The 9,245-nt window shown below is 42.4% G+C and carries 14 protein-coding genes, 1 tRNA gene, 2 pseudogenes and 1 other annotated feature; of the genes and pseudogenes, 9 read left to right on the forward strand and 8 right to left on the reverse strand.

Features of this window, described 5'->3' with window-relative positions:
- The 7 genes and pseudogenes from VB714_RS19870 to VB714_RS19900 form a co-directional block, all read left to right on the forward strand.
- Positions 1–355 (forward strand): annotated as a pseudogene (locus VB714_RS19870) (hypothetical protein); the annotation flags it as partial.
- Positions 352–1,158: a hypothetical protein gene (locus VB714_RS19875; protein ID WP_323226408.1), complete on the forward strand. Its 807-nt coding sequence runs from the start codon at positions 352–354 to the stop codon at positions 1,156–1,158. The pseudogene VB714_RS19870 and the gene VB714_RS19875, both read left to right, overlap by 4 nt.
- Positions 1,159–1,213: 55 nt before the next feature.
- Positions 1,214–1,867, forward strand: a complete 654-nt coding sequence (locus VB714_RS19880; RefSeq protein WP_323226409.1) for a DUF3365 domain-containing protein — start codon at positions 1,214–1,216, stop codon at positions 1,865–1,867.
- Positions 1,868–1,980: 113 nt separating this feature from the next.
- Complete coding sequence (locus VB714_RS19885; protein ID WP_323226410.1) at positions 1,981–2,595, forward strand: hypothetical protein; 615 nt, start codon at positions 1,981–1,983, stop codon at positions 2,593–2,595.
- Positions 2,596–2,804: 209 nt separating this feature from the next.
- Positions 2,805–3,257: a thioredoxin domain-containing protein gene (locus VB714_RS19890; protein ID WP_323226411.1), complete on the forward strand. Its 453-nt coding sequence runs from the start codon at positions 2,805–2,807 to the stop codon at positions 3,255–3,257.
- A 41-nt stretch (positions 3,258–3,298) separates the two neighbouring features.
- Positions 3,299–3,628: a hypothetical protein gene (locus VB714_RS19895; protein WP_323226412.1), complete on the forward strand. Its 330-nt coding sequence runs from the start codon at positions 3,299–3,301 to the stop codon at positions 3,626–3,628.
- A gap of 30 nt (positions 3,629–3,658) precedes the next feature.
- Positions 3,659–3,976, forward strand: a complete 318-nt coding sequence (locus VB714_RS19900) for a hypothetical protein (protein ID WP_323226413.1) — start codon at positions 3,659–3,661, stop codon at positions 3,974–3,976.
- Between the two features lie 95 nt (positions 3,977–4,071).
- Here VB714_RS19900 and rplL read toward each other — a convergent pair whose 3' ends face one another.
- From rplL to rplS, 8 genes and pseudogenes are all read right to left on the reverse strand, one after another.
- Positions 4,072–4,473, reverse strand: a complete 402-nt coding sequence (gene rplL, locus VB714_RS19905) for a 50S ribosomal protein L7/L12 (protein WP_323226414.1) — start codon at positions 4,471–4,473, stop codon at positions 4,072–4,074.
- Between the two features lie 83 nt (positions 4,474–4,556).
- Positions 4,557–5,126: a 50S ribosomal protein L10 gene (gene rplJ / locus VB714_RS19910; protein ID WP_323226415.1), complete on the reverse strand. Its 570-nt coding sequence runs from the start codon at positions 5,124–5,126 to the stop codon at positions 4,557–4,559.
- 30 nt (positions 5,127–5,156) lie between these two features.
- Positions 5,157–5,323: a sequence feature (ribosomal protein L10 leader region), on the reverse strand.
- A 33-nt stretch (positions 5,324–5,356) separates the two neighbouring features.
- Positions 5,357–6,067, reverse strand: coding sequence for a 50S ribosomal protein L1 (gene rplA / locus VB714_RS19915; protein WP_323226416.1), 711 nt, complete (start codon positions 6,065–6,067; stop codon positions 5,357–5,359).
- A gap of 114 nt (positions 6,068–6,181) precedes the next feature.
- Positions 6,182–6,607: a 50S ribosomal protein L11 gene (rplK, locus tag VB714_RS19920; RefSeq protein ID WP_323226417.1), complete on the reverse strand. Its 426-nt coding sequence runs from the start codon at positions 6,605–6,607 to the stop codon at positions 6,182–6,184.
- Position 6,608: 1 nt separating this feature from the next.
- Positions 6,609–7,259: a transcription termination/antitermination protein NusG gene (nusG, locus tag VB714_RS19925; protein WP_204106796.1), complete on the reverse strand. Its 651-nt coding sequence runs from the start codon at positions 7,257–7,259 to the stop codon at positions 6,609–6,611.
- Positions 7,259–7,414 (reverse strand): annotated as a pseudogene (gene secE, locus VB714_RS27540) (preprotein translocase subunit SecE); the annotation flags it as partial. The pseudogene secE and the gene nusG, both read right to left, overlap by 1 nt.
- A 334-nt stretch (positions 7,415–7,748) precedes the next feature.
- A tRNA-Trp gene (locus tag VB714_RS19935) sits at positions 7,749–7,821 on the reverse strand.
- A 134-nt stretch (positions 7,822–7,955) separates the two neighbouring features.
- Positions 7,956–8,321, reverse strand: a complete 366-nt coding sequence (gene rplS / locus VB714_RS19940; RefSeq protein WP_204106794.1) for a 50S ribosomal protein L19 — start codon at positions 8,319–8,321, stop codon at positions 7,956–7,958.
- Positions 8,322–8,420: 99 nt separating this feature from the next.
- On the opposite strand from rplS, the gene VB714_RS19945 reads away from it, so the two are divergent.
- A complete protein-coding gene (locus tag VB714_RS19945; RefSeq protein ID WP_323226422.1) occupies positions 8,421–8,840 on the forward strand; it encodes a ferredoxin in 420 nt (139 codons plus the stop codon).
- Positions 8,841–8,848: 8 nt separating this feature from the next.
- A complete protein-coding gene (locus tag VB714_RS19950) occupies positions 8,849–9,211 on the forward strand; it encodes a hypothetical protein (protein ID WP_323226424.1) in 363 nt (120 codons plus the stop codon).
- The last annotated feature ends 34 nt before the right edge of the window (positions 9,212–9,245 follow it).

Genomic DNA, 9,245 nt, shown 5'->3' on the forward strand with positions numbered 1-9,245 from the left:
GGCTTGCCATGTGGAACACGTACATATTTTCGCTCGTGGCGTTCATCTAAAACCCGATTTGTGTATGAATTGTCATGAGGAGATTATTACGGGAGAATTAGCAAGTCACGACGGTTTTGCACCGGATGGTTGTTGGACTGCGGGATGTCACAATTTTCACGATCATCGCTCAATTTCAACGGGTTTTTTGCGGCAAAATATGAATGCGCCGCAATTATTGCCCACACCGGAAGTTCCGGTATTGAAAGAAGGCGATCGCTCGACTAAACCCCCTAAACCAGACTTGAATCAAGAATTTTTGCAGGCAAAATTTGAGATTCAAAATGCTAATCTAGCTAGTCGAGGGAAGGAATGAAAGATCGCAAAACTAAACAATTAATAGTTTGTTTCATGGGCTTATTTTTGTGGTGGTCTTTACTGTTTTTTTCTCCCACTGCCCGTGCTGGTAGCTTTACGAAAAAACATATCGAAGAAATTAACCTTGCATGGCAAAATAGCGCTCATGCTTTTGCTGATGTTAATTGCTCGAGTTGCCACCTACAACCGGAAACTAAACAGTTAATTGTTTCGCCAAACCATGAAAGTTGTCAAAGCTGTCACGAACAACAAGTAGAAACATTTTTGTTAGGAAAACATGGCATTCGCTTGCAAGAAGGTCTGTCTCCTCTAACTCCAGCAATGGCATATTTGCCGATGAAAGAAGCGGCAGGCGATCGCCAAATGAACTGCAATACCTGTCACGATGTTCATTCTGCAAACACTTTTACAGCTTCAGTCGATTCTTGTTTGACTTGTCATAATGATTCACATTCCTTGAATTATGTCAAGTCAAAACACGGCTTATTATTTGACCAAGGGCGATCGCTGCCCAAACCCACAGCAGATTTAGTAACTTGTGCCACTTGTCACTTACCCCGACAGAAAATTGAAGGCACAAAAAATGTATTTGTCAACCACAACAATACTTATAATTTGTTGCCTCGCGATCGCATGGTCAAAGATGTTTGTATGAATTGTCACGGTATGGAATATTCCTACAATAGTATCTTTGATGATGAGTTAGTGGAGGCAAATTTTGCTGCGCCCCCGACGCAATATTTACAAACTTTAGAGATGGTCAAAAATCTTGAGGAAAAGCGATCGGGGACAGAGAATTAATTACGCAAAATTGCGTATTTCGAGACAGTTTTTTAATTGAAGAGGAGAACCTACAATGTTTGCTTTTTTGCGTAAATTGAAAGCGAAAACTATCGCTTTATTAACCTTAGCGGCTGCAATTTGTTTTACCGCGATCGCCTGTGCTGGAGGTAGCCCTACACCCCAAGCGGAAGGGAGTAGCAGTGGCATTAATCCCGAATTGGTTGTTGATTACATTCACACGGTATTATTAGCAGACAGAACAGCTTATACCAAGCACGTTGTTAACCGCTTGAAAACCTTAGAAGGAAAACCAAAAGAAGATGGAGTTGTCCCCGCAGAAGCAACAGAAGCCTGGAAAGAAACAGGTGGTATTCCTCTTCCCGCACAGATGTTTCGTTTGGGTTCGGAAATTGCGGCTGAAGAAGGCACATTTACTTACGGTTTAATTTCTCCTTGGAATATTAATGATTCCCAAGCACCTAAAACAGACTTTGAAAAAGAAGCAATGGCAAAAGTTGTTGAAACAGGAGAACCTTACAAAGATTATCAGGAAATTGGCAGTCAGAAATACTTCTCTGCGGTCTATCCCGACAAAGCAGTAGCTGAGGCTTGTATTACTTGTCATAATACCCATCCCGTTCACCAAGAACGCTATCCTGATAAGCAATTTGAAATGGGAGAAGTTATGGGGGGAATTGTCATCAATTTACCTGTAGAAGGAACTTAATCCCAATTGGTTTGAGTGTAATTTCTGTAAATTCTGTAGGGACGTTTTCTGCAACGTCCCTTAATGCTACGATCGCGCGAACAAAAACAAAATTAAGTTCTCAAGATTTTGCAATGAAGCCAAAATTTTCAACTTTAATTATTTTGACCCTATTGGCAGCAATTCTGCTCGTTCCTTTTGTTTTCAGTCCCTACTATTTGCCCAATCTCCGCGATCGCGCTTTTGAGTTACATCTGATTCTACAAGGAGAAATTTATAAGCAAATTACAGGCTATAGTTCTTTATTATTTGTTTTCCTAGAAATGCTTTTAATGGCTCGCAAACGAGGGCGAAGTTGGCTGATTAAAATTAAACTCCCAGGATCGTTACAATTTTGGCGCAGTTTGCATATTTTTCTCGGTATTGCGCTTTTAGGAACGACTCTTATTCATACTCTTGGATCGCGAGGTTTAAATTTTAATGCGATATTTCTCTGGGTCTTTTTTGGGGTCACGCTGTCGGCTTTAGTTGGTGCTGTTGCAGAAACGGGGGTTTTAGAGTCTTCTCGGCGTTATTTTGGGTGGATACCTCAAGATACTAAAGAGGTACATAAGAGCCGTTTCCTGATTTCTAAAGCTGCACTCATTCGCAATATGCGTGCTTGGTGGCTGAATACTCATATTTTTCTAGTCGCTGTCTTTTGCATTATGCTTGTTTTTCATATTTTTCTCGCTTATTATTATCAGTGAGGGAATAGGGAATAGGGAATAACTCAACTTGCTAGTTATCAACTTGATCCCCCCCAGCCCCCCTTAATAAGGGGGGAGAATCCGGAAGTCCCCCTTTTTAAGGGGGATTTAGGGGGATCGACACAGATAATATTTGTAACTAGCAACTTAGGTTAATAGAGGAAGAGAGGAAAATTTACCCATTATTCATTATTGATTTATCTCAAATTATGTTATTGAACTGTAGAAAAATTGCGATCGCATTGCTCCTCTGTTTATTTTTAAATAGTTTATTATTCATTCCTGAAGCAAAAGCAGGACTTTTTTCAAGTTCTTCTTTAGCGGGTTTAGTGACTATGAAAAATATGGCAGAACGTTCTACTCCTTACAATTTAGCCATGAAAAATAATCAACCAACAATTTTAGAATTTTATGCTAACTGGTGTACCACTTGTCAAGGAATGGCGTTGACAATGGAAAATCTAGAATCAGAGTATGGAGAAAAATTCAATTTCGTGATGCTCGATATTGACGATCCTCAATGGGTGGATATTATTCAACAATATCGCGTCACGGGAGTGCCTCAGTTTACCTTTTTAGATCGCGATCGCCACACACAGAAAACATTAGTGGGAAAAGTGCCGCGATCGATTATGACTCAATATTTTGCCCAACTTTTATAAAAATAGAATAAAATTAAGACAGGGAAACTAAGAGGTAAAAATTGCAGAAATTACTATTTGTATGCAGTCGCAATCAATGGCGCAGCCCAACCGCCGAAAGCATTTGGCGTAATACTAATGGGTTGAAAGTGCGATCGGCTGGAACAAGCTCTAAGGCTCGAAAAACAATTTCTGCTGTAGATTTGCGCTGGGCTGATGTTATTTTTGTTATGGAACAAAAGCATAAAAATCAACTGAAAGCAAAGTTCTCCAGACTACTTGAATATAAGGCTATTCATGTCCTAGATATCCCTGATGAATATCGTTACATGGATGAGGAACTGATTGAATTGTTGAAAATATCAGTAACTCCGTTTCTGCATATAATTTAATCTTTAGGCATATTATAAAAAAGAGTACAAATGGATAAACAAAAACAAGTTCTCGCTCAAACCATGTCTTTTCTGATGTCAATTCGCCCTGAGAGTAATCTGGGAAAATTGTTGAATTTTTGCCTAGCAACAAAAGTGGAGTCAGAACCAACAGGAAAAACGGCTTATGAAATGGCTTGCGATCTTTTAGAACATCCAAATATTTTATCAGATTTCATTCAAGAAGCAATGGAAAGTGACGGCGAATATACACCAGAAGAATATGTCGCATTGGGCGAACTCCCTACACAAAATCCAGAAGAATTTATGCGGAAAATATTAGGAGAATTAGATAAGATAGAATTATAAAATAATGCTTAATTTTCCCACAATAAAGTAGGGATAGTACCTGGTACTATCCCTACTTTACTTTAATCGCTTAGGCGATCGCAGCCGAACCAAAATTACTTGACTTCAGCTTTTGCACCAGTTTCTTCCAACTGTTTCTTGATCGCCTCAGCTTCATCTTTAGCAATCCCTTCTTTGAGTGTTTTGGGAACAGATTCTACAACCTCTTTGGCTTCTTTCAGACCCAAACCAGTAATAGCGCGAACCACCTTCAGAACGGCAATTTTCTTATCGCTAGGGAATTCCGTAAGAACCACATCAAATTCGGTTTTTTCTTCCTCGGGTTCAGCAGCCGCAGCAGCACCGCCACCACCAGGCATCGCTGCTACCATCATACCGCCAGCAGGTGCAGCCGCACTTACGCCAAAGGCTTCTTCAATACCTTTGACTAATTCAGAGGCTTCTAGTAAGGTCAAAGATTTCAATTTTTCGAGAATTTCTTCAGTTGCAGCAGACATTGGTAAACTCCTTGTCAGTAAAGATTAACTTGTAAATTTCGAGTCCGTTTTGCCGACGGACTTGGTTTGCGAGCAGAATTAGCTTACGCTGCATCTTGCTCTTCTTTTTGGGCGATTGCTTGAATTGCGCGTCCCAAAGAAGACGGCACTTCGTTGATACCCCGCCCCAGAGAAGACGGCACTTCCTTGATACCCACAGCCAATTGCGTCGGAATGGAGTTGATAGCTCCAGCAATTTGCGCCATGAGTTCTTCCTTGGAAGGTAGATCCGCGATCGCCTTGACTTGTTCTTCATTCAGGGCGCGCCCCTGCATGACACCGCCGCGAAATTCGCTTTTCTTGGCCGCTTTTCTAAAGTCTTGGTAAGCGCGGACAGCGCCGCCAATATCGTCTTTAACGAGTAAAAAGGCGTTGGTACCGGACAGAAATTCTGTCATCGGCTTCCATTCGTCGTTTTCCTCAACGGCGATCCGCATTAAGGTGTTTTTAGTCACCTTACACACTGCCCCCGTAGGACGCAGGCGATCGCGCAAATCGGTAATTTCGGCAACGGTTAACCCTTGGAAATCAACGACAACAGCCAATTGAGCCTCGCTCAAAAGTCCTTTAATATCGGCAATTACCGTTTCTTTATTCGCTCGGGTTCTTCCCATTCAGTTTCACCTCCTTTTCATTGCAAAATTAACTCCAAAATCAAACCCCGCCTCTGGTGCCGAGGTCGGGGTCTAAATGAGGGCAAGAACTAAGGATATTAACTATCCCATTTACTTACCATCATCTAACTCGCCTCGGCAGGATATTCATTAAGCCTGATGGCTCCTGCGGTCTTCGGTTTGCGTTTGATGAATTTTTATTGAGTTGGATCGAGGAGGGATTTCCCACCTTATTCCAACAATTTTAAATCCCGTAATGCACTAATGTCTACTTCAATTGAGGGTCCCATCGAAGCAGAAATAAAGACACTGCGCCAGTAACGACCTTTTGCCCCGGAAGGACGATTGCGATCGACAGTTTCCTGTAATGTTTTCAGATTTGTTAACAAATCTTCTGGCGCAAAGGATGTCTTTCCAAACATAACATGAACGATGCCCGTGCGATCGGCACGAAATTCAATTTTTCCGGCTTTGAATTCGGCGATCGCCCCTCCTAAATCTGTAGTGACGGTTCCTGCTTTGGGGGAAGGCATCAAGCCGCGAGGACCTAATAAACGCCCTAATTTAGCCACTTTCGGCATCATATCCGGGGTAGAAATGAGTTTATCGAAGTCCAGCATCCCTTTCTGGATTTCTTCGATTAATTCCTCCGATCCTGCCAAATCTGCGCCAGCTTCTGTCGCTTCGTTGACCTTTTCCCCGCGAGCAATAACCGCAACGCGGATGGTTTGTCCTGTTCCTTTGGGAAAGCTCACCGTGGTCCGCAACTGCTGATCGGTATACTTAGGATCAATTCCCAAACGGATATGCGCTTCGGCGGTTTCATCAAACTTAGCCGTTGCTGTTTCTTTTAACAGGCTCATGGCTTCCAATGGCTCATAAGCTCTTTCTTCTACTTTCGCGATCGCTGCTTTCAAGCGACGAGAAATCTTCTTGGTCATGGTTTACTCCTTGGGTTCTAACGAAGCGATCGCCTCTCCCCAATATAAGGTGGCAAAATATCTGAAATTCGAGATTGAAACTGAAATATTGCGCTAAAACAGGACAATAAAACATTAATCAGTAATGCTTACACCCATATTTCTAGCCGTTCCCGCCACAATTTTCATAGCAGCCTCAATATCATTTGCATTGAGATCGGGCATTTTTACTTCAGCAATTTTCCGCAATTGTTCGCGGCTAATAGAACCTACATTTTCTTTATTCGGTTGACTCGCACCCTTTTCAATTCCTGCTTCCTTTTTAATTAAAACTGAAGCGGGAGGAGTTTTGAGAACGAAAGTGAAACTGCGATCTTCATAGACAGAGATTTCCACAGGAATAATCATTCCCACTTTATCCGCAGTTTTGGCATTGTATTCCTTACAAAATGCCATGATATTGACACCATGTTGACCCAAAGCGGGACCCACTGGTGGGGTAGCAGCAGCCTTTCCCGCAGGAAGTGCCAACTTAACCAATGCAACTACTTTTTTTGCCATTTTAGCTTTGTTTTTCGACCTGATTGAACTCCAATTCCACTGGCGTATCCCGTCCAAAAATTGAAAGAAGTGCTTTGAGTTTGCTCCGTTCGGGACTAACTTCAATCACTTCACCTTCAAAGTCTTTAAAGGGACCCGACAGAACCATTATTTTATCACCCACTGCCATATCAATTTTGACAACAGGTTCTTGTTCTTGGGTCTGTCTGAAAATGCGTTCGACTTCTGACGGACTCAGAGGGACGGGTTTAACGTGGCCTCTTCCTCTTCCATAGGGACGTTGTTTTTCCGCACCGACAAAATTAATCACGTTAGGTGTATTTTTAACGGCTTGCCATGCGTCATCATCTAAAATCATTTTGACGAGAACATAGCCAGGAAAAACCTTTTCTTCCCCATGAATTCGCGTGCCGTCTTTACGCACTTTAACCGTTGGGGTTTGGGGGATTTGAATTTGCAGAATGCGATCGGCCACGTCTAAAGTGTGGATGCGCTGTTCTAAGTTGGCCTTAACTCGTTTTTCACAACCCGAGGCAACTTGAACGGCATACCAACGCGCATTTTTAATCGTCGGAAAAGACTCTTCCTCTTGGAAGTCTTCATCGGTTTCTTCAAGATTTGTATCTTCGAGATTGTCCCTCGTCACATTCATTAGAACACCTTGCCACTTAACCACACAAATAAGTTATCGACAAAATAGATCGTCGTGGCAACCAATGTCACCATTAAAACCACAGCAGCAGATTCGCTAATTAATTGTTGTCGTGACGGCCAGACAACTTTAGAGAGTTCCTCTTTCGATTCTTGAAAAAATTTAACGGCATTAAATTTTTCACCAGTGTCTTTTCGAGGGGCTGGGGTTGCCTTTCCCTTCTCGAGAGAAGGACTATTTTCGACGCTATCTTTTACATTTTGTCGATCGCCTTGATTTTGCGGTACATTCCGATCGCCATTTTGATTTGGAGATTTATTCCTTTTGTTACTGGTGTCCTTTTTTGACGATTTTTTCTTAGCCACGGTGGATTTTCTCCCCAGTTTGTTTGCAGATGGACAATGACTTGTCATCCCTATGGGAAAGGATTTTTCAACCTGTTTAACAAACAGGTAATAGATATAGGGTATATCTACTTTACCCTTCTAACGCGCCCTGGAGGACTTGAACCCCCGACATCGGGTTTTGGAGACCCGCGTTCTACCAACTGAACTAAGAGCGCCCGCGAACCTTCAGTTCCTAGTTTGATTGATAGCAAATTAACCCAGTCAATCAATTTGAAGCATTCATTAGTCCAGTTTAACGCAAAAGGGGCAACATACGCTAGTATTTTCCCAAAAAATATTCTTCCGCCAATTATTCAAGGGCGCGATCGAAGCGTTGTTTAATCCGGGTGGCTTTACCGATGCGATCGCGCAAATAATAGAGTTTAGCGCGTCTGACTTTACCCCGTCGCAGAATTTTAATACTAACCACTCTAGGAGAATGGAGCAGAAAAACCCGCTCTACACCAACACCTTGAAAGATTTTCCGCACGGTGATGGTTTCACTAATTCCACCATTGCGTTTCGCAATTACAGTGCCTTCGTAGGGCTGTACCCTTTCTTTGCCGCCTTCTTGGATTTTAACTCCAATGCGAACGAGATCGCCCACGTGAATTGTGGGCAAGCTGTCTTTGAGGTGTTCTGCCTCAATTGAGCGAATCATTTCTTCCGCTTTCATAACCTTTAGCCCAAAAACTCACAGTCTTCTATAATACCTCGCAAGGAACAATTTTGGGAAGATAAAACAGAAATTGATAGTTGATAACTGATAACTGAAATGGTTGATACAAAAAAACTAGAATCCTGCGTACAAAGTCTCGGATTGCAAAAAATTCAACGTCATATTTTTCTCTGCGCGGATCAGACTAAACCGAAATGCTGTCCGAAAGAAGTCGGGTTAGAGTCTTGGGATTATCTGAAACGACGCTTGGGGGAACTGGGTTTAGACGAACCGGGAGGCGATCGCGAGACTTGTATTTTTCGCACGAAAACCAATTGCTTGCGAGTTTGCAGCGAGGGACCAATTTTGCTGGTTTATCCCGATGGTATTTGGTATCGTCATGCAACACCAGAAATTATCGAACGTATTATTCAAGAGCATTTAATCGGCGATCGCCCGGTTGAAGAGTATATTTTCTGTCACCACCCCCTGACCGAAAATTTAGCAGCTAAAACTTCTAGTGCTAACAATCCTTGAGGGACAAAATGTTCAGAAAGTGTCAGAGCAAAAGCGCTAAATTATTAAGAAATATTACAAAAATAATCGAAGCCGTCAACAACGCCGCCGACAACCTAGAAACCTTCAGCCAACAACCCGACTTCCTCGAAAGAGTACAATTTACCTTTGGCGAAGAAATCCAACTCGAAAACGTAACCGAAGCCGTAGCCAACATCATTAGCGGACAAGAATTCCCCAGACTCGAAATCCTCACCCAAAGCGAACTCGGAAGCGCCAACGCCGCTTATGGTATCGAAACGAACACCATTTATCAAAAAACTGGGTTTAAAACCCCGTCCTTTAGCTTCGCTGTGGACGGCTTTTTAGAGATATATAGCAAAACCAATTGAGATGTGAAGTTGGTGCAGACTGAAACCCTTGCCA

Origin of the sequence: Spirulina sp. 06S082, assembly GCF_034932145.1 — a bacterium.
GTDB lineage: Bacteria > Cyanobacteriota > Cyanobacteriia > Cyanobacteriales > Spirulinaceae > CCY15215.

What these genes read in the sequence shown, in the direction of transcription:
- VB714_RS19950 (WP_323226424.1), top strand. Translation starts at nt 8,849, where the DNA reads ATGTTCAGAAAGTGTCAGAGCAAAAGCGCTAAATTATTAAGAAATATT.
- rplJ (WP_323226415.1), bottom strand. Translation starts at nt 5,126, where the DNA reads ATGGGAAGAACCCGAGCGAATAAAGAAACGGTAATTGCCGATATTAAA.
- nusG (WP_204106796.1), bottom strand. Translation starts at nt 7,259, where the DNA reads ATGAATGTGACGAGGGACAATCTCGAAGATACAAATCTTGAAGAAACC.
- VB714_RS19875 (WP_323226408.1), top strand. Translation starts at nt 352, where the DNA reads ATGAAAGATCGCAAAACTAAACAATTAATAGTTTGTTTCATGGGCTTA.
- rplA (WP_323226416.1), bottom strand. Translation starts at nt 6,067, where the DNA reads ATGACCAAGAAGATTTCTCGTCGCTTGAAAGCAGCGATCGCGAAAGTA.
- VB714_RS19945 (WP_323226422.1), top strand. Translation starts at nt 8,421, where the DNA reads ATGGTTGATACAAAAAAACTAGAATCCTGCGTACAAAGTCTCGGATTG.
- rplL (WP_323226414.1), bottom strand. Translation starts at nt 4,473, where the DNA reads ATGTCTGCTGCAACTGAAGAAATTCTCGAAAAATTGAAATCTTTGACC.
- VB714_RS19890 (WP_323226411.1), top strand. Translation starts at nt 2,805, where the DNA reads ATGTTATTGAACTGTAGAAAAATTGCGATCGCATTGCTCCTCTGTTTA.
- VB714_RS19885 (WP_323226410.1), top strand. Translation starts at nt 1,981, where the DNA reads ATGAAGCCAAAATTTTCAACTTTAATTATTTTGACCCTATTGGCAGCA.
- VB714_RS19880 (WP_323226409.1), top strand. Translation starts at nt 1,214, where the DNA reads ATGTTTGCTTTTTTGCGTAAATTGAAAGCGAAAACTATCGCTTTATTA.
- VB714_RS19900 (WP_323226413.1), top strand. Translation starts at nt 3,659, where the DNA reads ATGGATAAACAAAAACAAGTTCTCGCTCAAACCATGTCTTTTCTGATG.
- rplS (WP_204106794.1), bottom strand. Translation starts at nt 8,321, where the DNA reads ATGAAAGCGGAAGAAATGATTCGCTCAATTGAGGCAGAACACCTCAAA.
- rplK (WP_323226417.1), bottom strand. Translation starts at nt 6,607, where the DNA reads ATGGCAAAAAAAGTAGTTGCATTGGTTAAGTTGGCACTTCCTGCGGGA.